Here is a 23,981-nt window from a genome sequence, read left to right as displayed (position 1 = left end):
CCCTCAGGTTCTCGGGACGAACTTCACGGGAAGCGAGTCGAACCCCCACAGCAGGTTCGAGCGCAGGCGGCGGACCTGGCCGGTGAGTTCGGCGACCTCGACCCGGCGCAGAAGTTCCTCGAACATCACCGTCAGTTCCAGCCTGGCGAGCGAGGAGCCGATGCAGTAGTGGTTGCCCTGGATGAAGCCCAGGTGGCGGTTGGGGTCGCGCCCGATGTCGAAGCGTTCCGGGTCGTCGAACACCTTCTCGTCGCGGTTGGCGGACGGCAGCCAGGCGACGACGTGGTCGCCGGCGCGGATGCGGGCTCCGCCGAGCTCGGTGTCCTCGGTCGCGGTGCGCAGCGCGTGCATGACGGGCGAGGTGTGGCGCACGATCTCCTGGATCGCCGTGGGCATGAGGCCGGGGTCGTTCCGCAGCCTGTACCACTGGTCCGGGTTGTCGATGAGGGCGAGGAGTCCGCCGACCGTGGCGTGGCGTGTGGTCTCGTTGCCGCCGGAGACGAGGGCGTCGCAGTTGTAGAGGATCTCCTGGACGGTGAGCGGGGCGCCGTCGACCTCGCCGTGGACCAGGGCGCTCATGAGGTCGTCCCTCGGTACCCGCCTGCGTTCCTCGGCCAGCTCCTGGAAGTGGACCAGGATCTCGGTGTGGACCTGTACCTTGCGTGCCTCCTCCGCCTCGTCCCGCGCGGTGGAGGACCAGGCGAAGCGGGTGCGTTCGACCATGAAGTCCCGGTCGGCCGGTGCGACGCCGAGCATGTCGCAGATGACGGAGACCGGGAGCTGCTGGGCGACCCGGGTGAACTCGCACTCCCCGGCGGCCAGCGCGTCGTCGATGGCACGGGCGGCGGTCGCCCGCATGGTGGTCTCCAGCCGGTTCACCGTCCTCGGGGTGAACGCCGCGCTGACGACCTTCCGGATCTTGTCGTGCCGGGGCGGATCGGTGATGTTGAGCATCCGGCCGGCCGCCGCTGCGAGGACCTGCGGGTCGGAGTCGAGCCGCATCCCGTTCTCGGAGCTGAACAGGCGGGGGTCGGTCAGCATGTCCGTGCACAGGCCGTGGGTCATCACCGCCCAGAAGTGCTCCCCGTTCGCGCGCCGGTTGCGGTACACGGGGTGTTCGGCGCGCAGCCGCTTCCAGACCGGTACCGGATCGGAGTCCCGGTAGAGGAGCGGGTCCGACAGGTCAACGTTCATCGGTTCTCCCGGTGTCGATGGTGCCGTCGGGGGCGGGTGGCGCCGCGTGGACGCCCCGGACGGGCGGGCCGAGGACCTCGCGCACGGCGCGCAGCACCTCGTCCGGGTGCTCCCCCGGGTAGAAGTGGCCGCCGGGGAAGGTACGGAGTGCGAAGCGGCCCCGGGTCACGGTGGCCCAGGCGCCCGCGTCGCCGACGCCCACCGCCTCGTCCTGGCGGCCCACGAACGCGGTGACGTCGGTCCGCAGGACCGGGCCGCCGGTGCGGGGGACGTAGGACTGGACGATCCGGTAGTCGTCGCGGACCGCGGGCAGGAAGGCCGAGCGCATGCCGGGGTCGTCGAGCAGGGCCGTGTTGTCGGCGCCCAGGCTTCTGAGCAGGGCCACGAGCCGGTCGTCGGACAGGAGGTGGGCCGCTTCCTGGCCCGCGAAGGGGCGTACCCGGTGCGGGGCGCCGCATCCCGAGACCACGAGGTGGCGCACGGCGTGGTCCCGGTCCTCTGCGGCCAGGCGGCGCAGGACCTCGTAGCCGACGACGGCGCCCATGCTGTGCCCGAAGAAGACGGTGGGCCGGTCGAGCAGCCCGCCGAGCACCTCCGCGGCCCGGTCCGCCAGGGCGTGCAGGTCGGAGGAGAACGGCTCCCGGATCCTGTTCTCCCTGCCCGGGTACTGGACAGCCCACACCTGCGCCCCGGTTCCTTCACCCCAGTCCCGGAAGTAGCCGGCCGCTCCCCCGGCGTGCGGGAAGCACACGAGCCGTACCGGGGCGGCGGGGCCCGGCGGCCCGAAGGCGCGGATCCACGGGGTGCCCGGTCCGCGTCCGGGCCGTGCGGCGGCGGTCGCTCGCTCCGCCACGGCCGGTCAGCCCCGCCCCGGGCGGTCCGCGGCGTCGCCGCCCGACATGCGGGTGACGGCCTCGGCGAGTCCGACGATGGTGGGCGACTCGAACAGCACGCGGGCCGTCATGGCGACGTCGAACCGGGTACGGATCCGGGAGACCAGGCTCGCCGCGAGCAGGGAGTGGCCGCCCGCCTGGAAGAAGTCGGCGTCGACGCTGATGTTCCGCTGGCCGAGGATCTCCTCCCAGATGGCCGCCAGGGCCTCTTCCACGGGGGTGCGCGGTGCGGTGTGGGCGGCCTCGGCGGTGTCCGGTTCCAGGGTGAGCAGGGCGGTGCGGTCGGTCTTTCCGTTGGGTGTCACGGGAAGCGTGTCCAGGACGTGGACGGCCGCCGGGATCATGTACCACATCAGCTGCCGCCGGAGGTGGGCTATCAGCCCGGCCGCCTCCGGTGCGGCGCCAGGGGCCGCGGTGACGAAGCAGACCAGGGCGCGGTCCGGGTCCTCCCCCTTCACCAGGGCGACGCAGGCCCGGACGTCCGGGTGCTCGGCGAGCACGGACTCGATCTCGCCGAGTTCGATTCGGTAGCCGCGCAGTTTCACCTGGTGGTCCCGGCGGCCGATGAACTCGGCGCAGCCGTCGGCGTCCGCCCGCACCAGGTCCCCGGTGCGGTACAGCCGGCTGCCGGGCACGCCGGAGAAGGGGTCGGGCAGGAACCGTTCGGCGGTCGTCCCCGGCGCGTTGAGGTAGCCGACGGCCACACCCGCCCCGCCGATGTACAGCTCGCCGGGGGTTCCCGGCTCCACCGGGCGCATGGCGTCGTCGAGGACGTACGTCCGGACGTTCTCGACGGGGCGGCCGATCGGGACGGAGGCGTATCCGTCCGTCTCCCAGTCGGGTCCTGGTTCGTGGACCGTCGAGGTGATGGTCCCCTCGGTCGGGCCGTAGACGTTGAACCACCGGATGTCCTCACCGACCCACTTCTTCCAGGTCAGCAGCGCCTGCCGCCGTGCCTGCTCACCGGCCACGATCATCGTGCGCAGCGCGGACTCCGAGGCCAGCCGGACCAGGCAGTCCTCCTCGGCCACCCAGCTGTGCCAGAAGGCCGTGGGGACGCTCAGGAAGGTCGTGCCGGTGTCGATCACCAGCTGGGTCAGGGACCGGAACGTCCGGCGCAGCGGATCGTCGCCGAGGACCAGGGCCGCGCCGTGCAGCAGCGGGGGGAAGATCTCCTCGGCGGCGGCGTCGAAGCCCAGCGGCCGGCACTGGAGCACGCGGTCGCCGGGACCGAACGCGAAGTGACGATTCACCGCCGTGCTGTGGTTGGCCAGCGAACGGTGCGTCACCAGCACGCCCTTGGGCCGGCCCGTGGAGCCGGAGGTGTGGATGACGTAGGCGACGTCCGAGGGGCGCGGGCCGGGACCGTCCGGCGCGGCGCCGGTGTCCGGGAGTTCGCTGTCGAGGCGGACGATCTCGCCGCCGTAGTCGGGGAAGAGCTGCCGGAAGGGCTCCTGGGTGAGGAGGAGCCGGGCCCCGGTGTCGGCCAGGACGTGGCGCAGCCGGCCGGCCGGGTACTCGGAGTCCAGGGGCACGTAGGCCGCTCCGGCCTTCAGGACGCCCAGCAGGGCGACGATCATCAGCGGTGACCGCTCGACGCACAGCCCCACGAACGCCCCGGGCCCGATGGAGCGCCGCCGCAGGTACGCGGCCAGCCGGTCGGACTCCTCGTCGAGTTCGCGGTACGTCAGCCGCTCGTCGCCCCGGATCAGGGCCGGGGCCAGCGGGGTGCGCGCGGCCTGGGCGGAGAACAGGTCGTGCAGACAGCCGCCCTGGGACCGCCCGTCGTCCGGCGGCCCGGCGGGGCGGATGTCCGTCCAGTGGGCGCCGACGTACCGCAGGGCCTCCCGGCGGTTCTCCGCCCGGTGCACGATGCGCCAGCCCGGCGGCGCGGCGGGGCCGTCGGCCCACAGGGCGTGCGCGCCCTCGCCGTTCACCAGGACCAGGCATCCGCCGTCGATGTCAGGATTCGGGTTGGCCACGGCTCTCGGTCCCCTTCGGATGCTGGGCGTGCGGCGTACGGAGCGGCGTCGTGCTGAGGCGAGGTCCCCACGGGGGAGGCGGCGGGCGCGGCTCCCGGGGCGTGCCCGCCCAGCATGGGGTCGCGGCCCTGCGAGGGCCTCGACGGCTCGCTTGCCCCGGCGGCGGGCCCGCCTGCGACGCGCTCGCCGGTGCTTGCCGCGGAGGTCCAAGCGATCTGTCGAGCCGTCCGCAGGGCCCGTCCCACATGCTCCTCGGCATCGGCAGTGCACCGCTTCCGGAGCCGGGTCTCCCGTACGGCGCGGCGGGCGGCACCACGCGAAGGAGGCATCGTGCGTTCGAGTTCGGCCCCGACCTTCCTGGTCCTCAACACGAAGAAGATCCTGGACCGGCTGCCCGAGTGGTTCCCCGAGGCGGCGCAGGAACTGATCGTGGTCAGCAGCCGCGGGGCGCTCGACGGTGCCGGCTTCCCCGGCATGGCACGGCTCTTCCGCCATCTGCACATCGTCGAGGACTTCGACCACCCCTCGCTGGAGGACGAATTGGTCGCGCTCTGCCGCCAGTTCGGCGTACAGCGGGTCCTGTCCACCGGTGAGCGCGATCTGCTGCGGGCCGCCCGGCTGCGCGAGCGGCTCGGTCTTCCCGGGCAGAGCCTGGAGTGCGCGACCGCCTATCGCGACAAGTACGTCATGAAGACCACGCTCGCCGCCCGCGGCATCCCGGTGGCCCCGATGCGCCGGCTGCTGCGCGCCGAGGACCTGACGGAGTTCGCCGCCGAGGCGGGCTTCCCACTGGTGCTCAAGCGGCTGGACGCGGGCGGGTCCAACGGCACCCGGGTCCTGTGGGAGGAGGCGGGGCTGCGGGAGTTCGCCCGGGAGTGGACGCCTGGTCGGCCCGGGGGGCCGCAGCTCGCCGAGGCGTGGGTGGAGGGAGAGTTCTACCAGATCAACGGGTTGATGGACAGTGGCAAGGTACTGCTGGGCCAGCCGTCCTACCACCCCTACTCCGACTGGTTCTCGGTCGCCTACGACGCACCGGGCATGAGCGGGATGATGCCCGAGGAGCATCCCCTCTCGGACCGGCTCAGGCGGACGGCCGCGGACGTGGTCGGCGCGCTGCCGCCGGTGCCCGCCGTGTGCGCCTTCCAGGTCGAGTTCTTCCACACGCCCGACGACCGGCTGGTGGTCTGCGAGGCGGCGTCCCGGATGGGCGGCTCGATGGCGGTCGACACCCATGAGGCAACCCTCGGCGTGAACATGCACGGGGCGAGCCTGCTGGGCCAGGCGGGCCGGGGCGACCAGGTCCGGTTCTCGCCCTCGGGGCAGCGGCAGGGCTACGCCCGGTTCCCGCCCGCCCGGGGGGTGCTGCGCCGGCTCCCGAGGGAATGCCCGCTGCCCCGGACCCTGCGGTACGCCGCCTTCGGCGAGGAGGGGCGGTCCTACGACGGGTCGACGGCCCTCGGGCCGTCCCTGGCCGACCTCGTGTTCTCCCTCTCCGGCCCCGACATCGTCGCCGAGATGCGCGAGGCCGAGGAGTGGTGGGACGCCAACGTCGTCTGGGAGGGGCGGCGGAACCCCGTTCCCTCCCGCTGGAAGTTCACCCACCGGCGGATCCCGGTCTGATCCCCGCCCGCACACCCCGAGTTCCTCCCTCTCCAGCCGAAAGGTGACTTTGGCATGCACGGACTGACGCCCCACCGGGACGCGCCGCAGGACGGCGCCGGCCTGTCGGTGCGGGGCGGCAACCGGCTCTCCGGAGCCGTGCGCACCTCCGGCTTCAAGCACTCGCTCGTCACAGTCGCCGCGGCAGCGGCGGCGGCCGACGCGCCGGTGCGCATCGACAACTGCCCCGACATCGTGGAGACCAGCGTCCTGAGCGAGCTGTTCCGGGCGCTCGGCGGGTCCGCCGAGCACGGCGACGGCACGCTGGTCCTGGACGCCTCCGGCATCACAGGGGCCGACCTCCCGGCCGGTCTGGCCCACCGGATCCACGGCTCCGCCTATCTGCTGCCCGCCCTGCTGAGCCGGGCGAAGCGGGTGCGGATGCCCCCGAGCGGCGGCTGCCGGCTCGGTGAGGGGCAGCACGGCCGACCCGCCGAGCACTTCGTGAGCGTCCTGGAGCGCTTCGGCGCGACGGGCCGGATGCTGCCCGACGGCGGTCTGGAGCTCACCGCCGACCGGCTGACCGGCTGCACCGTCGACCTGCTGGACTACACCGCCAACCGGGCCGTGATCACCGGCTCCACGTACAGCGGGGCCACGAAGACGGCACTGCTGGCCGCGTCGGTCGCCCACGGCACGACCACGCTCCACCACCCCTACCGCAAGAGCGACGTCACGGACCTGATGGTGGTGCTGCGCGAGCTCGGCGCCGACATCGAGATCACCGGCCCCGAGACGCTGGTGATCCAGGGCCGCGGACCCGGGACGCTGCGCACCCCCGTCCGCCACACCCTCGTGCCGGACCTGATCGAGGTCGTCACCTGGATCTGCGCCGGAACGCTCCTCGCCGACGGCCCGCTGTACGTCGCCGGGCCGGGCATGCACCGGGCGGTCGGGGTCCTCGGGCCGGAGTTCGAACTCCTGGAACGGATGGGTGTACGGGTGGACACCTCGCTGGCCGGGCTGACCGTGCATCCGGCGCAGGGCCCCCTGCGCCCGGTGGACTTCACTGCCGCGTCACGGGGCGTCTTCAGCGACAACCAGCCCTTCTTCGCGCTGCTCGGCGCGTATGCCACCGGCTCCACCACCATCACGGACGCCGTCTGGGCGAACCGGTTCGGCTACGCGCCGGGCCTGGCCGCCCTCGGCATGCGCGTCACCCACGACGGACGGAGCCTGCGGATCGACGGGCCCCGCCCGCCGCACCGGGCCGGACAGCATGTGCGCGCCACCGACCTGCGCGCCGCCGCCGTGCTGCTGCTCGCCGCGCTGGCGGTGCCCGGCCGCACCACCCTGGCCGAGACCCACCACCTGGCACGCGGCTACCGCGATCTGGCCGCGGACCTGCGCGGGCTAGGCGCCGACATCACGTCCATCGAGGCCAGCAGCGCCGTCACCGAGAAGGAAACGGTCCATGCCTGAACGCGTCCTCCTGCCACAGACCATCACCCACCGGCCGCGCGGCGGCGGCCCCCGGCGGATGCTCGTCGTCTGGCCGCCGCAGGTGCTCAGCTACTTCAACGCCGGCCACCACCTGGCGCTCTACCAGGTCACCGGCTACCTACGCGCCGTCCTGCCGGACACCGAGGTCACCGTCCTCGACGCCAGTGTCGAGCGGACCACCTGGAAGGACATCGGCAACGACCTCTTTCAGAACCAGTACGACGTCATCGCCGTCATGAACGAGTTCGACGGCGTCGACGGGCTAGGCCGCATGCTGCGCTACATCAGGGCGCTGAGCCCCGGCTCCCGGGTCGTGACCTTCGGCCGGCTCAGCGGCGTCAACGCCGAGTACTTCCGCCGGCTCGACCTGGACGCCGTCGTGGAGAACGGCGACTTCGAGGCCGGTGTGGTGGCCGCCGTCGAGGCATTCCAGGGCCGCACCGACTCCGCCCCCGGCGTACACCTGCGCGGGCCGGACGGGAGCTGGACCGCGCCGGACGGCCCGGGTGGCGTACTGCCGCCCGAGGTGTGGCACCTGCCGGCCCCGGACGAGATCCCCTACGCACGCTACGACGAGCTGTACCGCAACGACGCCAACAAGTTCTGCGGCATCCCGCAGCGGCGCGAACTCGTCGTCCCCGCCGCCCGGGGCTGCCCCGTCGGCTGCTCGTACTGCGAGGTCCACCCGATCTTCGGCAAGCGAGAACGCCGGCTGACGGTGGACCGGACGCTTGAGTACATCCGTGCCTCGTTCAGCGCCGCGCCGTTCGAGTACGTCGCCTTCTACGCGCCCACGTTCACCCTCGACCGGCAGTGGACCGGCGAGCTGTGCCGGCGGCTGGTGGAGCTGGGCTCGCCGTACCCGTGGAAGTGCGCCACCACCCTGCACCACCTGGACGAGAAGATGGTCCTGGCGATGGGCGAGGCGGGCTGCGTCAGGATCAGCATCGGCCTGGAGACCCTCGACCCGCTGGGGCACGACGCGCTGCCCCGTGCCAAGCGGAAGTCGGAACGGGACCTGGAGGACCTGGCCTCCTGGTGCACCGCCGCCGGCGTGGAGCTGAACTGCTTCGTCATCGCCGGACTGCCCGGCACCACGATGGCCGGTACCCGCCGCACCATCGCCAAGGTCAAGGAGCTGGGCGGCCGTTCGCGGCCCACGGTCTACGCGCCCTGGGAGGCCATGCGCGCGGGCATGGACGAGCACGCCATGTCCGCCTTCAACCGCCAGCTGTTCGTCCCCGGCACCCACGACCTGGGCCCGGACGAGCTGCGCGAGGCGTACGACGTGGTCTTCGGCCGCCAGACCGACGAGACCGTGGTGTACGAGAACGTCCCGCGACGCGCACCGGACCCCGGCACGCCGCCCGCCGCGTCCGCCGACGGCCTGCCGAGGACCGCATGAGCGCCCGCGAGACCCTGGCCGGTCCCCGCACGGAGCAGTCGCCCTTCCGGCTGCCCAGCGCCGGCGGGCGGTTCCGCAGCACCCGCACGCGCGGCCCCGGCGAGGTCAACCTCAAGAGCGCCGGTCTGCTGCACCCCCGCGCCGCCGCCCTGCACCGGCGCACGCTCGACGAACTGGACCCGGCGGAGATCCTCACCTACCCGGTGCTGCGGTCCACCTATGCCATGCTGGCCGAGCGCCTGGACGTGCCCGCCTCCTGGCTGGTCCTCACGGCGGGCAGCGACCCGGGGCTCTCCCTGCTCACCCGGGCCTTCCACGCCGCGGCCCGGATCGTCCTCCACACCCCGTACTACGACAGCTGGGAGAAGTTCTCCCGCATCGCCGACTGCGCGCTCGACGCCGTCCCCCCTCACACCGGGGCCGGCCGGTTCGTGCTCGACGACCTCGCCGCCCGGCTGCGTCAGGGGCCGCCCGCGTTCGTGGTGGTGACGCAGCCGCACAGCTTCACCGGCCAGTTGCACACGGCCGCCGAACTGGGCGCGCTGGCCGACGCGGTGGCCGAGCACGGCAGCCTCCTGGTGGTGGACACGGCCTACCTCGCCTTCGCGGAGGGCGGCGAGGACACGGTGCGGGACGTGACGGGACGTCCGCACGTCGTACGGGTCAACAGCTTCTCCAAGAGCTACGGGCTCTCCGGGGCGCGGGCCGCGGTGCTCGTCGCGCACCCCGCGACCGCCGAGCACCTCTTCGACATCGACCCGGAGTCCCCGGTGTCCGGGGTCACGCTCGCCCTGCTGCGCTCCGCACTGGCCCAGCACACGGTCTTCGAGGAGATCTGGGCCGAGGTCCGGATACTGCGGGATCGGTTCGCCCGGGAGATCGAGGAGATGCTGCCGGGCTGGCGGTCCAGGCCCGGCGCGGGCAACTTCGTCACCTGGGACGTGCCCGACCCGGCGCAGGCCGCCGGCGCCACCGGGTACCTCCGCGAACACGGCTACGTCGTAAGGGACGTGTCGGGCCGTCCGGGACTACGGGCGGCCGTCCGGATCTCGGTGACCGACGAGCCGAACGCGCGCCAGGTCTCCCGCCTGCTGAGCGCCTGGCGGCAGGCCCGGAGCCTGCCGTGACCCCGGCCCACCGGGAGGCCCTTCGCACCCGGACCATCGCCCTGCCCGGACTCCCCAACGTGCGCGACAGCGGCGGACTGCTGGGGCCCGGCGGGGCCCGGCTGCGGCGCTCGGTGCTGCTGCGCGGCCCGGCCCCGAGCGCGGACACCGCCCCCGTCCTGGAGGCCGTCGGCGTACGCACGGTGGTGGACCTGCGCCACCCGGACGAGCACGCCGAGCAGGACGGGCCGGGGACGATGTCGGTCCGGGTGCTACGACGGCCGGTGTACGGCGACGTGACCCGGATCAGGGGCGTGCGGCGGCCCCCGCCCAGCGTCTACCTGGACAACTACCGGGACATGCTGGCCATGGCGGCACCCGTGGCGGCGGAGGTCGTGGGGCTGCTCGCCGCCCCTGCCCCGACGCCGCTCTACGTGTGCTGCACGGTCGGCAAGGACCGCACCGGAGTGGTGAGCGCGCTCGTCCTGCGCGGGCTCGGCGTTCGCCTGGCGGACATCGTGAACGACTACGCGCTCACCGGCCGCGCCTACCGGGCGCTGCGCCCGGACGACCCGCGCCCGGCCTGGACGTACACCTACCCCCTGCCGGACCTGCGGGCCCGTACGGCCTCCCCCGGGTGGATCATGCGCAGCCTCCTCACCGGCATCGAGAACGAACACGGCTCCGTCCCGCTGTTCCTGGAGCGGCACGGACTGCGCCGGGCGGACCGGCGGGAAGCGGTCCGGCGGGTCTTCCGGCCGGCGGAGAACAGCCCTGGAGAGGAGAGGTGACCATGCCCGTACTCGATCTGGACGCCCTGGAGCGCGCCGAGCTGGAGCACGACCCGTACGAGTACGCCGTCATCCCGCGGTCGTTCCGGGACGGGGCGACGGCCCGCGCGCTGCGGGAGGAGTTCGCCGTGGACGGCTTCGTCCGCTCCGAGCGGGGCCCCGCCGAACGCGGCAAACAGTACCTGAACCACAACCGGACCGTGATCGACGGAGGGAAACCGCGGGAGACCTCCCCGGGCACGCTGTCCGAGCGGTGGCGGCTGCTCGTCGAGGACCTGCTGTCGGACCGGTACCGGGCCGCGCTCGCCTCGCTGACCGGCGTCGGGCTGAACGGCTGCGCGGTCGAGGCGCGGCTCACCCGCTACTCGCCGGGCTGCTGGATCGAGCCGCACACCGACCGCGCGGACAAGGCCGTCACCCAGCTCTTCTACTTCAACGAGACGTGGCGCGACGCATGGGCCGGCGACCTGCGGGTGCTGGGCGGGCCGGACATGGACGACTGCGTACGGCGCGTACCACCGCTGCTGGGCACCTCCGTGGTGATCGTCCCCTCCGACCGCTCGTGGCACGCGGTGCCCCCGGTCACCCCGGAGTGCCCGGACGACCGCCGGGCGCTGCTCGTGCACTTCGTCCGCCCGTGAAAACCCTGCACAAGGAGAAAGTCATGCACATCCTGCACGACACGGCGCTCTCCACGGAGACCGACGTCCCCGGAACCATCGTCCGCGACGGGTTCGCCCTCCTCCGCGGCGACCAGCTGCACATCCCGGAGACGATCGCCGGCGCCGTCCAGCCCTTCGTGGACTCGTACGACGACATGCCGCTCGACCCGTACCTGCCCGACGGCGGCCGGTACCGCTACCGGCGGCACACCCGCTACGCGTACCACGTGGGCACCGGCGAGATGCGGGTGAAGGAGAACCCGGGCTACTTCCAGTCGCTGGAGAACAACCCCTTCGCGGGCGGGCAGTGGCGCAGGTACGAGGAGTTGGAGGACTCGGTCCGCTACAACCCGTTCCTCACCTCGCTGTTCGCCTTCAACGTCTCCCAGCTGCCCGCCAAGGACGTCGAGTGGTGGGAGATCCAGGCGCACTGCGTGCGGATCGTCGCCCGGCCGGGGGCGCTCGGCAGGCCCACCCCGGAGGGCATGCACCGCGACGGCTGCACCTTCATCAGCCTGCACATGGTGCGCCGTTCCAACGTGAACGGCGGCGAGACCCGTGTCTACACCCCCGAGGGCGAGCCGGTCGTGGAGACGCTGTTCACCGAGGCGTTCGACTCGCTCTTCGCGGAGGACGTACGCATCCGGCACGGCGTCGGGGACGTCTCGATCGCCGATCCCGCCCTGGGCATCGGTACCCGGGACATGCTCCTGATGAGCTACGACCCCATGGACCCCGCGTGAGTCCCCGGACACCCGGGACCGCCGTGGTGACCGGCGCCTCCTCGGGGTTCGGGTTCCGTACGGCCCTGCTGCTCGCCGAGGAGGGCCACACGGTGGCCGCCGTCGCCCGCCGCGAGGACCGGCTGGAGGAGCTGGCCGCGGCCGCGCCGGCGGGCCGGATCGTCCCGGTCGTGGCGGACGTGCGGGACCGGGACGCGCTGGAGACCGCGTTCGGCAAGGTCCTGGAAGAGCTGCCGGACGTCACCGTCGTGGTGAACAACGCCGGGCTCTCGCGGGGGTTCGGGCCGGTGCAGGGCGCCGATCCGGAACACTGGCGGGAGATGGTCGACACCAACGTCACGGGTCTGCTCAACGTGACGGGGCTGCTCCTGCCCGGCCTGGTCGGGCGCGGCACCGGCCATGTCGTCAACATCGGCTCCGTGGCGGCCCGTTACCCCTACAGCGGCGGCAACGTCTACGCGGCCACCAAGGCATTCGTCCACCAGCTCAGTCTGAGCATGCGCACCGACCTGGAGGGCACCGGGGTGCGCGTCACCTGCGTCGCCCCCGGAATGGCCCGCACGGAGTTCGCACTGGTCCGCTACGACGGCGACGGGGACCGCGCCGACCGGCTGTACGACGGCGTGGCCCCGCTCACCGCGGACGACGTGGCCCGGACCGTCCTGTGGTGCCTGGCGTGCCCGCCCCACGTCAATGTGAACCTGGTCGAGATCATGCCCACCGACCAGCCGTTCGGGCTCGGCCTCGGCCGGCCTCGAAGCGCCGGCCGTGCCTAGGGCGAAGCATCCCGGGACCCGGCGCGCGGTCCGCCTGCGGGCGGCCCGGCCCGCGGACGTGCCGGCCATCGTGGCGCTCTCCCGGCGCTACGCCGCCCAGGACCTGTTGCTGCACCGGACGCGGGACCGGATCGAGGCCGGCGTCGGCGAGTTCCTGGTCGCGGTGGACGCGGAAGGGCTCCTCGGCTGCGTCGGACTGTCCCGGCGCCCGCAGGGGCTGCTGGTCTACAACCTGTGCGTAGCCGCGGAGGCGCAGGGCCAGGGGATCGGGGCGCTGCTGGTCGACCGCGCGGACCGGATCGGGGCGGAGCAGGGCTGCGCCCTGCTGATCGCCGCCTCCAAACACAGCGGCGCCTGGTTCGTCCGGCGCGGATTCATCGAACTCACCCCGCGGCGGGCGCCCTGCGCCGGCCCCGGCCTCGCACCGCCGGACCGGGGCTCGCGGTTGTACGTGCGGCCGGTCGCGGGGTACGTGCCGCCGGCCGGACCCGCCCGGCAGGCGTCGGTACAGACACTCGGAGGAGCGACAAGCAATGATCATCTGCGGACTCAAACTCACCCATGACGGCGCGGTGGCGCTGCTGGACGGCGACCGGCTGGTGTTCAGCGTCGAGATGGAGAAGCTCGTCAACAGCCCGCGCTACAGCGCGATTCCCGACCTCGGCGCCGTCCGGTCCGTCCTCGCGGACTTCGGGTACCGGCCCTCGGACGTGGACGAGTGGGTGGTCGACGGCTGGGACGGAGACGCGCGGGGCTCGGTGCACACCTCCGACCGGGGCACCGCCCTGGAGCTGCCGGTCGGCCCCTACCGGGAGTCGGAGGCGTGCCCGGAGCTGGACCGGTCCTACGTCTCGGGCGAGTTGAGCATCGAGGGTGCCGTCCACCCGTACACCAGCTACTCGCACGCGGCCGGGCACGTGCTCAGCACCTACTGTTCGAGTCCCTTCGCCCGCAGCGGCGAGCCCGCCCTCGTGCTGGTCTGGGACGGCGGCCTGTTCCCCCGGCTCTACCGGGTCGGCCCGGAGCACGGGGTGGAGAGCGGCGGCGCGCTGTTCCCACTGATCGGGCACACCTACGCCACGGCCGGCCACCACTTCGGGCCGTTCCGGCGGGCGACCCAGTCGTCCAGGGTGGACGACCTGTCGGTGGCCGGGAAGCTCATGGCGTACATCGCCAAGGGGCAGGTGGACGAGGCGGTCCTGGCGGTGCTGCGGCGGGCGTTCCACGAGCGGTTCGAGAGCGACGCCGGTGCGGCGGTGGAGTACCGGCGGACCGTGGGCGGTTACGGCAGCCTCTTCGAGCCGTCGATGCCGCCGCTGCACGAGTTCTTCGCGACGGTGCGCGAGGGGACGGACCGGCTGGGCGTGTCCGACGAGGACGTCCTGGCCTCCGTCCACCACTTCCTCCAGGAGCTGCTCGTCGAACGGCTGGTGGCGACGGCCCGCGGCTGGGAGGGCGAGGGTCCGTGGAACCTGTGCTTCGCGGGCGGCTGCGCGCTGAACATCAAGTGGAACAGCGCCCTGCGGGCGCTGCCGGAGGTCCGGCGGATGTGGGTGCCGCCGTTCCCCAACGACTCCGGCTCCGCGATCGGCGCCGCCCTGCTCGGCAGGAACCGGCACACCGGCATCCGCCCCCTGGAGTGGCATCCCCGGCTCGGCCCGGCCCTGACGCCGACCGTCGGTATCCCGGCGGGCTGGGTCTCGGGCCGCTGCTCGCCCCGCGAGCTGGCCCGGGTGCTGCACGAGACGGGCGAGCCGGTGGTCGTGCTGAACGGGCGGGCCGAACTCGGCCCGCGCGCACTCGGCGGCCGGAGCATCCTGGCCGCGGCGGTCGCTCCCGAAACGAAGGACGTCCTCAACCGGATCAAGGACCGCGAGCCGTACCGTCCGGTGGCGCCCATCTGCCGGGTCGAGGAGGCGGCCAAGATCTTCGATCCCGGCACCCCCGATCCGCACATGCTCTTCGACCACCGGGTCCGGGACGAGTGGACCTCCCGGATTCCCTCCGTGCTGCACCTGGACGGCACCGCCCGGCTGCAGACCGTCGCAGAGGAGGACGACCCGCTGCTGGCCGAGGTGCTGGCGGAGTACCACCTGCTCAGCGGTGTCCCGGTGCTCTGCAACACCAGCGCCAACCTGAACGGCAGCGGCTTCTTCCCCGACGTGGCCTCGGCCATGGAGTGGGGCCGGGTCGACCGGATCTGGAGCGAGGGGACCCTCTACCGGCGATGGGAGTGAGTACTTCGCGCGGCGGGCCCTTCCACCACCGGGAGGCCGCCGGGAAGGCGCGCGTCCTGGCCGGGACCCTGCCCGGTCTGCTGCGGCTGGCCGGGCGGACCGTGGTCGTGGCCGTGGACCCCGGCCTGCTGCGGAGCGGGCGGCTCGCCGAGTCGTTCGCCCAGGACGTGGCCTTCCTTCGGACGTTCGGCGTACGGGTCGCCGTGCGGACCGCGTCCCGCTGCGCGGCGGCCGAGGAACTGCCGGCGCGGGTGAGCGCCCACGGCCCGCCCGCCGTGGGGCTGCTCGGCGCGGACCCCGGCACGGTGCGGGCGCTGCTGGACGGCGGCCGGGTGCCGGTCCTGTACGGGCCGTCGGAGCCGGCTTCCCTCGCCGCCGCGCTCGCCGCCGACGAGGTCGCCGTGGCGACCGGGGGGCGGGAGGCGGGGCGTGCGGCGGCCCCGGGCTCGCCACGGGTGGTGGACGGCCGGGTCCCGCACGCGCTGCTGATCGACCTGTGCCGGCTGGAGGACCACGACGAACCCCCTACCGAGGACGGACCGGAATCCGGGAGCGAAGCGTGAGGACAGGACGGGAGCGCCGCCTCGGCCACGGGCTGCGCCGCTATCTGCTGGCCAATCTGATCGACAACGTGGGTACGGGGCTGTGGGCCCCGCTCTCGCTGATCTTCTTCACCCGGGCCCAGCACCTCCCGATCGACGACGTCGGCGCCGCGCTGAGCGCGGGCGGCCTGCTCGGGCTGCTGGCCGGTCCGCTCGCCGGCAACCTGGTCGACCGCTGGGGCCCGGCCCGGTTCGTGGTGCTGGGCAATCTGGCACGGGCGGGGATCTGCGCGCTGTACCCGGCGGTCGGTTCGGCCTGGCAGGTGTGCGTGCTCGCGGCCGTGTTCACCGGCTGCGAGCGGCTCTTCTGGACGGCGAACGCCCCGCTGCTCGGCGCACTGGTCCCCGAGCCCGATCTCACCTGGGCGTTCGGCCTGCTCAGCACCTCCCGGCTGGTCGGGCTGGGGGCGGGGGCGGGTCTGGGCGCGGCGTTCGGCGGGGGTCTCGTCGGCGACGCGGGCGGGCTGCACCTGATCGCGTACGGCAACGCGGTCAGCTATGCGGGGGCGGCCGTGCTGGCGTCGGCCGCGGGGAGCGGGCGGTACCGCGCGGACCGCTCCGGGCCGGGCCCCGGTACGGCCGACGGCGGGTGGCGGTCCCTGCTGGCCGACCGGCCGTATCTGCTGCTGTGCCTGCTCCAGGTGCAGCTCACTCTCGCCACCCAGAGCCTCGTGGTGATCCTCCCGGTCGTGGCGCTGGACGTCCTGCGCGGTCCGGCCTGGCTGCCCGGTGCCCTGGTCGTCCTGGCCTGCTGCTGCCTGGTCCTGGCCCGTGGACCGGCGCTGCGGCTGGTGGAGCGCCGCTCGCGGACGTACGCCCTGCGGCTCTCCTGTCTGCTCTTCACCGTGGCGTTCCTCGCGATGGTGCCGGCGGGGGTGGTGCCGGCCGGGTGGGCGGTGCCGCTGGCCCTGGCCGTGGCGGCGGTGGGCGGCACCGCCGAGGCGCTGTACGCGCCGGTCACGATGGCGATGGCGAACGAGGTGGCGCCCGCGGCCCTCAAGGGCCGGTACAGCGCGCTGTTCCAGACCGCCTTCGGGCTCGCGGGTGCCGCCGGGCCGGTCCTGTTCACCACCCTGCTGGCGGTGGGCAACGGCACGCTGTGGGCGGTCATGGCCGGGCTGTCCCTGGTGAGCACCCTCGTGGTGCCCCCGGTCCTCCGCGCCTTGCGGCGCCCGCCCACCCCTTGCTCCTCGCCGGCCGCTCCCCCGTCCGGCGGGCCGGGGCGGTCCGCGGATCCGGTGCCGCGCCGGATCGTCCTCGCGGGCGTCCCCGGGGCGGGCAAGACCACGCTGGCCGCCCGGCTGTCGCTACGGCTCGGCGTCCCGCACATCGAACTGGACGGCCTCTACCACGGGCCGGACTGGTCGACGCGGGACGAGTTCGCGGACGACGTCCGGGCGGTCACCGCGGCGCCCGGCTGGGTCTGCGACGCCCCGTACTACTGGGTCGTCGGCGACATCCTCGGCAGCCGCGCCGACACGTTCGTCTGGCTGGACCTGCCCCGGCGCACCGTGCTGCGCCGGGTGGTCCGGCGGTCGGTCGTCCGCGTCGTCACCGGCCGCCGGCTCTGGCACGGCAACGTCGAGACCTGGCGTTCCCTGCTGTTCAACCCCCAGCACCCGGTCCGCCTGGTGTGGGCCCGGTACGGGCAACGGCAGCGGGAGACGGCGGAATTCCTCGCCCGGTATCCGCACGCCAGGGCCGTACGGCTGACCAGCCCCGCCGAGGTTCGCCGCTGGCTCGGCACGCTGCCGGACCGGCTTACGGCCGACGCCCCCCGAGAACCAAGGACTCCGGGCACTCCCCGGGAATCCACGCAACCCACGAGATCCACGGAACCCACGAAAAAGGAAGGTGCCATGTTCAACACCGACACCCGCTTCATGCGCGTCGAGTCCCCGTACGAGGTCCACCTGGCGCAGAACACCCTGACCCGGGAGCAGGTGGCCCGGCTCTACGAGACCGCGCCGATGGACCGGACGGCCGCCATCTCGCGGACCGACCCCCGCCACGAGAAGCTGTACCAGATGAACCTGGTGTACCTGATGGTGAACAACCAGGAGAGCCGGATCATCGAGTCGCTGCCCGAGGAGTGGCAGGAGCTGTACGCCGACCTCAGCGGGGGCCGGGTCACCCGCTGGCTGTCGGAGGGCACCGGCATCAAACTGGACGGCCTGTCACTGGACATCGGCGTGTACACCCACCACGACGGCGACTTCCTGTCAGCGCACAAGGACAAGCCGGACAAGGCCATCACCGCGCTGCTCTACCTGAACGAGGAGTGGCCGGCCCACTCCGGCGGCGAGTTCGAGATCCGGGTCTCCGGGGACCACGCCACCCCGCCGGTGTTCTCCATCGCACCGCAGCCGGGCCTGGTCCTGGCTTTCCCGCCCAACGACAAGTCCTGGCACTCCGTGTCCCGCATCGCCACAGGGGGCTCGCCCACCCGGCTGCTCATCCAGTTCGAGTACTGGTACGAGCACAAGGACCGCTACCCGCTGTACCACTGACCACCGCTCGCGGCCGGGGCTGTCCGCGCCCCGCGCACTCCCCGGCCGCGAGCCGTGCCGCCAGGTTCCAGCCCCTTACCACCGGCAGGAGGCCAGCACGTCCCCCGGCATCCGTCCCGGGTCCTGAGCCAGTCCGTGGGCAGACGTCAGCACCCCGTCCTTCCCCAACTGTTCCGGAACGGCGACCAGGCCAGACCCGCGCGCCACACCGGCACCACCGGCTTCGGCTTCGCCGCCTGCGAAGGCATGGGCAGCGTGGGCGATTCACCGTGATCCGACGACCTTTCGAAGAATTTGCTGGTGAGCTAATCGCCGAAGAAGCTCGACTTCTTCTAGGCGCACGAGGAAAGGCGCCTGACCTGGACATTCGCCGTCAGGCTCCTTTCGCTCAGCCCGCAGGGCGACTTCGAAGGGCCGTACCGCAACGGCACCTTCTACGACCCGCACGCCCGCGGACGTCGAGCTCGCCGCATGACCCCAGCATCCGTGATGGTGAGGACGACCGTGCGGCCGTCCGGGTCGGTCAGGGTGTGCCGGCCCGCGGGGTGGGGCGATCCTGCATGTGCCGGAGCGGTCAGCCCCAGACGCAGGCTGCCGGTCGCTGGGTGTCGTGTGGCCGGGTACAGCTCCAGGACGCCCCCGCCCGGGAGGGGCGCGGCGTAATGCATCGGTCCGGTGCCGTGTTGTTCTCGGACGAACTCGAGGCCGATGCCGGTGTAGAAGTCCCGGCAGGCGTCGAGCCAGGGTGTGTAGATGACGACGAGGTCGATATTCACGGGCAGTCGCTCCTGGTTTCGCGGTGGCCGTGTCACGGACGGGGCCCGCCCCATCAGCCCTGAAGGACTCGTGGCATCGCCCGGCGCGCTGCGGCCGGCCTGGCCTTGGGGTCGTCGTCGCCGAGTGCGATCCACCTCGCAAGCACCTTGGATCACGTTCTGGGGCCGGGCGGAGTTCACGTCCGACTTCACGCGGGAGACCGGCCGCGGGCCGGGCATGCCGTCAGGGACGGGATGCCCGGCCCGCCGACACGGAACGGCTGATCAGCTGGTCCAGAGGACCGGGCTGGCACTGTACGCGTCACCCTCCTCGAACGAGGCAACCGCGATGGGATCGGTCTTCGTGGCACTGAGCGAGCAGGTCTCGTACGACGCGCCCTTGGTGGTGAAGTCGCGGGGTGCCGTCTTGCTGTCGCACTTGCCGGGGAGGTCGCCGATCAGGATGACGCCCGTGGGGCCGCCGCCTTCCAGCTTGCCGCGCAGCCTCAGCGACGCGTACGACAGGTCGGTGCCGCCGACGTTCTCCACCTTCATCCGGATGTAGTAGGGCGTCATGCCCTTCGCCTTGTCGCCGAAGGTGGCCATGTCGGCCTCCGCGCCCTTCTCGATCGCCGTGACGGTCACGGCCACGGTGCCCTTCTTGTCGGTCCCGTACTTGAACGGCAGGACCGCTCGGTCACCGATCTTGAACTTCGTGCCCGGTGCGGCGACGTCACCACCGGCAGGAGCCGCAGCGTCGTCACTGGGGTCCGCGGACGGGCTCTTGCCGCCCGGGTCGGACGGCGCCGGGGCGGAGGCCGACGGCGAGTCCTGCGCCGGTGCCGCGTCCTCGCCGTCGTTGCAGGCCGTGAGCCCGAGCAGCACAGTGGTGAGGGCAACTGCGGAGACCGTACGTACCTTATTTATCATTTTGACCTGACTGTCAGTGAGGGCTGCCCCTACGGCAACCGGAACGTTCAACTGGGCGAAGCGCCCGGTCATGTGACCTGACGCGACGACGCGGCACGACGACAGCGGTGCGTCAACGAGGCGCGCCGCGACGCCATCTCAGGCTGAGGCGGAAATGACACAGACTCGCCACAGGCACGGCACAGACGCGGCACAGGGCGCGCGGCGAGTGCGGCACAGGTGCGGAGCGGAGCGGGTATGGTCGGTGGCCGGCGTGATCCGCATCGTCACTCGTGCCCGTGAGTTGAGAGTGACGTGTCCGGGCTGCGGTCGCGGGTCGGTGGGATGCCTCCGAAGGTGGCACGCCCGCCCGCACCCTCCGGGCAGGCCGCGCCGCCTGGCGCCGATGGAGGTTCGACGAGTGATCGATGAGCTGCTCCCACGCTCGGTGGTGGCCGTGGAGGCCTACGGCGACGACGAGGCCGACCAGGCCCTGCTCCATCCCGAGGAGCGGGCCGCCGTGGCCCGGGCGGTGGACAGGCGCCGCCGCGAGTTCACCACGGTGCGCGTCTGCGCCCGTCGCGCCATGGCGAAGCTCGGAGTACCGCCGGCTCCGATACTTCCCGGCGAGCGCGGCGCTCCGCAGTGGCCCGAAGGCCTGCTCGGCAGCATGACCCACTGTGCCGGCTACCGCGCCGCAGCCCTGGTCCGCGCCACCGATCTGGCTTCCCTGGGCATAGATGCCGAGCCCCACGCAGCGCTCCCGGACAGCGTCCTGCGCTCGGTCGCGCTGGCCGTCGAGCGGGAGCGCCTCACCCTGCTCCACGCCCGGCAGCCCGCGATTCACTGGGATCGGCTGCTGTACAGCGCAAAGGAGTCCGTCTACAAGGCATGGTTTCCCCTGACCGGGAAGCGGCTGGACTTCGAGGAGGCCGACATCGAGATCCACCCGGAATCCGAGACGGGGACGTACGGCCGCTTTCGCGCGGAGCTCCTCGTTCCCGGTCCCGTTGTGGGCTTCCGTCGTATCAGACACTTCGAAGGACGGTGGGCGGTCTCCCATGGGCTGGTCGCAACCGCGGTGGCCATTCCACATACCTGATCGATGCCGCGACGGGCGGGCCTTGGACCCTGATCTTGCTCCTGGGCCCGGCGCCCTTGAAGGGTCTCCCACCTAATATCTCCGCGAAGACGGCGCGCGCTCACCGCCGGCCGCAGGGCCGGCGGTGAGCGCGTCGCGTTTCGGCACACCTCCCAGAGGAACGGGACGGTGCCGTGGGCTCAGGCCAGCTCGCTGTCGATGAAATCGAAGATCTCATCGTCCGTCGCGCCGCTCAGCCGCCCCGTCAGATCCGTCTCCTCGCCCTGTCCTCCCTCGCTGTCCAGTCCGATGACTCTCTCAAGCGCGGCCTCCAGCCGGAGCCGGAGGTGGGTCCGCAGCGCTTCGTCCGCCGAGATTGCCGAGATCTCTGCCTCCAGTGTGTCGAGTACGGAAAGGTCACCGGCTACCCGTGAGGGTGCGTCGCCGGAGCCGGCCAACTCCGAACGGAGCAGTTCGGCGATCGCCGAGGGAGTCGGGTGGTCGAACACCAGAGTCGTGGGGAGCCCCAGTCCGGTGGCCGCCCCCAGCCGGTTGCGGAGTTCGACCGCGGTCAGCGAGTCGAAGCCCATGTCGAGCAGCCCGCGGCCGGGTTCCACCGAGCTCGGCGATGAGTGGCCCAGAATGACGGCGGCTTCGGTCTGGACGAGCTCCAGCAGGAGCCGCGTCCGCTCCGGCCCCTCACCGACGGCGGCGAGCTTCTTCCGCAGCGCCTCGGCCACGTCGACCTCGGCATGCACGGCCGCCCGCCTCAGCGGTTGCTTCACCAACGACCGGTACAGGTGGTGCAGTTCACCCGACGCCGCCCGCGCCTGCAGGGCGGCCGGTTCGAGCCGTACGGGCACCAGCAGCGCCCGGTCCGAGGCAAGCCCGGCATCGAAGAGCTCCAGGCCCTCGGCGGGCGACAGCACACCGATGCCGCTGCGTGCGAGCCGGGCCCGGTCCGCGGCACCGAGGGTCGCGGTGACGGCGCTGCCCTCCTGCGGCTCCGTCCCGGCCGCCGGCTCCGCCTCGTCGGACCACAGACCCCAGGCCAGCGAGACAGCGCTGAGTCCCTGGGCCCGACGGTGGGCGGCAAGCGCGTCCAGGTACGCGTTGCCCGCCGAGTAGTTGGCCTGTCCGGCATTGCCGATGGTCGCCGCGTAGGACGAGTAGAGGACAAAGGCGGCCAACTCGCTCTCTCGTGTGGCCATGTGGAGATTCCAGGCCGCGTCGACCTTCGGCCGCAGCACGGCGGCCAAGCGGTCCGGGGTCAACGCCTCCACCACGCCGTCGTCCGTCACCCCCGCGACGTGGATCACCGCACCCAGGGGATGTTCGTCCGGGACTGTGGCCAGCAGCTTCGCCAGGGCTTCCCCGTCGGCCGCGTCGCAGGCGGCCACGGTCACGGCCGCCCCCAATGCGACCAGTTCGTCGCGGAAGGCGCCGGCCCCGGAGGCGTCGAGCCCGCGACGGCTGGTGAGCAGCAGATGACGTACCCCGTACTCGGTGACGAGGTGTCGGGCCACTTGCCTGCCCAGCGCACCCGTTCCGCCGGTGACAAGGACCGTGGCATCAGGGTCCAGCCTCCGCGTGGAGGTCGCGGACTTCTCCTCCGTGGCCCGCACCAGACGAGGACTCAGCAACGTGCCTCCTCGAAGGGCGAGTTGAGGCGCCTCAGTAGCGAGAACCGCCTGAATCACCTCGACAGGAACGGCGCCCCGTGACTCAGCCCCTTCCCACGCCGGACCGACTTGCTGAGTCGTCTGGCCAACGTGGCCGATGTCATCGGCCTGCCCGGTCATACCGGTGTGCTCGACGTCGAGCAGGATGAACCGGCCAGGATGCTCGGACTGCGCGCTGCGCAGCAGGCCCCAGACCGTTGCCCCCGCCAGGTCGGTCACGGCGTCGTCCGGTCGTACGGCCACCGCACCGTGTGTCACGAGAAGCAGCCGCTCTGCGGGCGGCGGCTCCGCGCCGAGCCACCGCTGTACGAGTTCGAGCGCGTGTTGCGCGGTTTGATGGGCGGCGGCGACCGCGTCCTGATCCGCGACGGGGCCGGGCGTGGCGACGACGACATGTGCGGAGATCGGCTCGGTTCCGTCACCGCCGACGGGCGTGACCGGAACCCACTCCACACCGAACAGCGTGTCGCGGTGCCGTGCCCCGGGGCCGAGCAGCTGCGCCGGATCGAACGGCCGCAGCGTCAGGGACTCGACGCTCAGCACCGGCGCCCCCTCGGCGTCGGCCAGGGAGAGCGCGGCGGTGTCCTGCCCCGTGGGCGCCAGCCTCACCCGCAAGGTGGTGGCGGCCACGGAATGCAGCCGCACTCCCGCCCAGGTGAAGGGCAGCCGCAGCGGCCCCACTTCCACCCCCGGCTTGGCCGGGTCGAGGCCCAGCGGATGCAGCACGGCGTCCAGCAGAGCCGGGTGCACACACGACCCCGCGGCTTCCCCGGTCAACTCCTCAGGCAGGCTCACCTCCGCGAAGAGCGCGTCCTTGCCACGCCATACGTTCCGCAGCCCGCGGAAGGCCGCGCCATAGGTGTAGCCCCGCGCGGCGAGTTGGGCGTAGAGCTCCTCGACCGGCACCTCGGTGGTACCGGCGGGAGGCCAGGAAGCCGCTCCGAGGTGGTCACCAGGGGTCTTGTCCGATCCCGCCAGAAGCCCCACGGCATGCCGGGTCCAGTACGCCTCTTCCGAATCCCGCGCGCCCGTCGCGGGCCCCTCGGACGAGTGGACGGTGATCCGGCGTCGCCCGGACTCGTCGGCGTCTCCGACCACCACCTGGATCTGGACGGTGCCGTGTTCGGGGATCACCAGCGGCGCCTCCAGTGTGATCTCCTCGACCTGATCGCAGTCGACGTGGCTGCCGGCGTACAGGGCCAGTTCCACGAAGGCCGCACCCGGAAAGAGGGCGGTCTCCGAGATCGCGTGATCTGCGAGCCAGGGGTGACCCGCCAGGGAGAGCTTCCCGGTGAATACATGCCCCTGCCCGTCCGCGAGCACGAGCGCGGCCCCGAGCAGCGGATGGCCGGCGGCCCCCAGCCCCAGGTCGGCGGCCTCGCCCGACACGGCGGGGGTGTCGAGCCAGTAGCGGCGGCGTTGGAAGGCGTAGGTGGGCAGGTCGACGGTACGGCGGTCGGCCACGGGGCCGAAGACCGCGTCCCAGTCGGGCTCGAGACCGGTATGGACGTGCAGCCCGCCCAGCGCCGAGACCACCGCATGCGCCTCGGG

19 protein-coding genes are annotated in these 23,981 nt (G+C 72.6%); 13 read left to right on the top strand and 6 right to left on the bottom strand.

The features are described 5' to 3' along the window. Nucleotides 1-3: 3 nt before the first annotated feature. From ACWC97_RS31550 to ACWC97_RS31540, 3 genes are all read right to left on the bottom strand, one after another. A complete protein-coding gene (locus tag ACWC97_RS31550) occupies nucleotides 4-1,194 on the bottom strand; it encodes a cytochrome P450 (RefSeq protein WP_352280903.1) in 1,191 nt (396 codons plus the stop codon). Continuing rightward, a complete protein-coding gene (locus tag ACWC97_RS31545; protein ID WP_450653090.1) occupies nucleotides 1,184-1,945 on the bottom strand; it encodes a thioesterase II family protein in 762 nt (253 codons plus the stop codon). Before ACWC97_RS31545 ends, ACWC97_RS31550 begins: the two co-directional genes overlap by 11 nt. A 108-nt stretch (nucleotides 1,946-2,053) precedes the next feature. Then, nucleotides 2,054-4,069 carry an amino acid adenylation domain-containing protein gene (locus ACWC97_RS31540; RefSeq protein WP_450653019.1) on the bottom strand — a complete coding sequence of 672 codons (2,016 nt, stop codon included), beginning with the start codon at nucleotides 4,067-4,069 and terminating at the stop codon, nucleotides 2,054-2,056. Between the two features lie 330 nt (nucleotides 4,070-4,399). Between ACWC97_RS31540 and ACWC97_RS31535 the strand changes: the two genes are divergently transcribed. From ACWC97_RS31535 to ACWC97_RS31480, 12 genes are read left to right on the top strand one after another with little or no spacing between them, the layout of a single operon-like run. Further along, entirely contained in the window at nucleotides 4,400-5,689 is a 1,290-nt protein-coding gene (locus ACWC97_RS31535; RefSeq protein WP_352280908.1) for an ATP-grasp domain-containing protein, read from the top strand. A 54-nt stretch (nucleotides 5,690-5,743) separates the two neighbouring features. Next, complete coding sequence (locus tag ACWC97_RS31530; protein ID WP_450653017.1) at nucleotides 5,744-7,150, top strand: hypothetical protein; 1,407 nt, start codon at nucleotides 5,744-5,746, stop codon at nucleotides 7,148-7,150. Then, on the top strand, nucleotides 7,143-8,576 hold the full coding sequence (locus ACWC97_RS31525) for a B12-binding domain-containing radical SAM protein (RefSeq protein WP_450653015.1): 1,434 nt from the start codon (nucleotides 7,143-7,145) through the stop codon (nucleotides 8,574-8,576). The genes ACWC97_RS31530 and ACWC97_RS31525 overlap by 8 nt, the downstream gene beginning before the upstream one ends. Continuing rightward, nucleotides 8,573-9,703, top strand: coding sequence for an aminotransferase class I/II-fold pyridoxal phosphate-dependent enzyme (locus tag ACWC97_RS31520; RefSeq protein ID WP_352280914.1), 1,131 nt, complete (start codon nucleotides 8,573-8,575; stop codon nucleotides 9,701-9,703). Before ACWC97_RS31525 ends, ACWC97_RS31520 begins: the two co-directional genes overlap by 4 nt. Beyond that, complete coding sequence (locus ACWC97_RS31515; RefSeq protein WP_450653013.1) at nucleotides 9,700-10,473, top strand: tyrosine-protein phosphatase; 774 nt, start codon at nucleotides 9,700-9,702, stop codon at nucleotides 10,471-10,473. The genes ACWC97_RS31520 and ACWC97_RS31515 overlap by 4 nt, the downstream gene beginning before the upstream one ends. Nucleotides 10,474-10,475: 2 nt before the next feature. Then, on the top strand, nucleotides 10,476-11,114 hold the full coding sequence (locus tag ACWC97_RS31510; protein WP_352280918.1) for a 2OG-Fe(II) oxygenase: 639 nt from the start codon (nucleotides 10,476-10,478) through the stop codon (nucleotides 11,112-11,114). Between the two features lie 23 nt (nucleotides 11,115-11,137). Next, complete coding sequence (locus ACWC97_RS31505) at nucleotides 11,138-11,878, top strand: 2OG-Fe dioxygenase family protein (RefSeq protein ID WP_352280920.1); 741 nt, start codon at nucleotides 11,138-11,140, stop codon at nucleotides 11,876-11,878. Next, nucleotides 11,875-12,654, top strand: a complete 780-nt coding sequence (locus ACWC97_RS31500) for an SDR family NAD(P)-dependent oxidoreductase (protein WP_352280922.1) — start codon at nucleotides 11,875-11,877, stop codon at nucleotides 12,652-12,654. Before ACWC97_RS31505 ends, ACWC97_RS31500 begins: the two co-directional genes overlap by 4 nt. Further along, entirely contained in the window at nucleotides 12,647-13,219 is a 573-nt protein-coding gene (locus tag ACWC97_RS31495; RefSeq protein WP_450653010.1) for a GNAT family N-acetyltransferase, read from the top strand. The genes ACWC97_RS31500 and ACWC97_RS31495 overlap by 8 nt, the downstream gene beginning before the upstream one ends. Continuing rightward, nucleotides 13,188-14,891 carry a carbamoyltransferase N-terminal domain-containing protein gene (locus ACWC97_RS31490; RefSeq protein WP_450653008.1) on the top strand — a complete coding sequence of 568 codons (1,704 nt, stop codon included), beginning with the start codon at nucleotides 13,188-13,190 and terminating at the stop codon, nucleotides 14,889-14,891. The genes ACWC97_RS31495 and ACWC97_RS31490 overlap by 32 nt, the downstream gene beginning before the upstream one ends. Beyond that, entirely contained in the window at nucleotides 14,888-15,454 is a 567-nt protein-coding gene (locus ACWC97_RS31485; RefSeq protein WP_352280928.1) for a hypothetical protein, read from the top strand. Before ACWC97_RS31490 ends, ACWC97_RS31485 begins: the two co-directional genes overlap by 4 nt. After that, complete coding sequence (locus ACWC97_RS31480; protein WP_450653005.1) at nucleotides 15,451-18,003, top strand: MFS transporter; 2,553 nt, start codon at nucleotides 15,451-15,453, stop codon at nucleotides 18,001-18,003. The genes ACWC97_RS31485 and ACWC97_RS31480 overlap by 4 nt, the downstream gene beginning before the upstream one ends. A 434-nt stretch (nucleotides 18,004-18,437) precedes the next feature. Here the strand turns inward: ACWC97_RS31480 and ACWC97_RS31475 are convergent, their stop codons facing one another. After that, nucleotides 18,438-18,779, bottom strand: a complete 342-nt coding sequence (locus ACWC97_RS31475; RefSeq protein ID WP_450653003.1) for a VOC family protein — start codon at nucleotides 18,777-18,779, stop codon at nucleotides 18,438-18,440. 264 nt (nucleotides 18,780-19,043) lie between these two features. After that, the gene (locus ACWC97_RS31470) at nucleotides 19,044-19,688 is read right to left on the bottom strand and encodes a hypothetical protein (RefSeq protein WP_385217114.1); all 645 of its coding nucleotides are present in this window, start codon (nucleotides 19,686-19,688) and stop codon (nucleotides 19,044-19,046) included. 400 nt (nucleotides 19,689-20,088) lie between these two features. Between ACWC97_RS31470 and ACWC97_RS31465 the strand changes: the two genes are divergently transcribed. After that, nucleotides 20,089-20,769 (top strand): 4'-phosphopantetheinyl transferase family protein, encoded by a 681-nt coding sequence (locus ACWC97_RS31465; RefSeq protein WP_450653001.1) that lies wholly within the window; start codon nucleotides 20,089-20,091, stop codon nucleotides 20,767-20,769. Between the two features lie 179 nt (nucleotides 20,770-20,948). Here ACWC97_RS31465 and ACWC97_RS31460 read toward each other — a convergent pair. Further along, on the bottom strand, nucleotides 20,949-23,981 hold a 3,033-nt coding region (locus tag ACWC97_RS31460), incomplete at its 5' end, for an SDR family NAD(P)-dependent oxidoreductase (RefSeq protein WP_450652999.1).

The organism is Streptomyces sp. NPDC001108 (assembly GCF_053598535.1).
The sequence above is the reverse complement of the archived record's forward strand: the minus strand, read 5'-3'. Positions and strand labels throughout refer to the sequence as shown.

Excerpts from the sequence above, each read along its gene's own strand:
- ACWC97_RS31510 (WP_352280918.1), top strand. The coding sequence starts at position 10,476 with ATGCCCGTACTCGATCTGGACGCCCTGGAGCGCGCCGAGCTGGAGCAC.
- ACWC97_RS31470 (WP_385217114.1), bottom strand. The coding sequence starts at position 19,688 with ATGATAAATAAGGTACGTACGGTCTCCGCAGTTGCCCTCACCACTGTG.
- ACWC97_RS31505 (WP_352280920.1), top strand. The coding sequence starts at position 11,138 with ATGCACATCCTGCACGACACGGCGCTCTCCACGGAGACCGACGTCCCC.
- ACWC97_RS31520 (WP_352280914.1), top strand. The coding sequence starts at position 8,573 with ATGAGCGCCCGCGAGACCCTGGCCGGTCCCCGCACGGAGCAGTCGCCC.
- ACWC97_RS31530 (WP_450653017.1), top strand. The coding sequence starts at position 5,744 with ATGCACGGACTGACGCCCCACCGGGACGCGCCGCAGGACGGCGCCGGC.
- ACWC97_RS31490 (WP_450653008.1), top strand. The coding sequence starts at position 13,188 with ATGATCATCTGCGGACTCAAACTCACCCATGACGGCGCGGTGGCGCTG.
- ACWC97_RS31550 (WP_352280903.1), bottom strand. The coding sequence starts at position 1,194 with ATGAACGTTGACCTGTCGGACCCGCTCCTCTACCGGGACTCCGATCCG.
- ACWC97_RS31525 (WP_450653015.1), top strand. The coding sequence starts at position 7,143 with ATGCCTGAACGCGTCCTCCTGCCACAGACCATCACCCACCGGCCGCGC.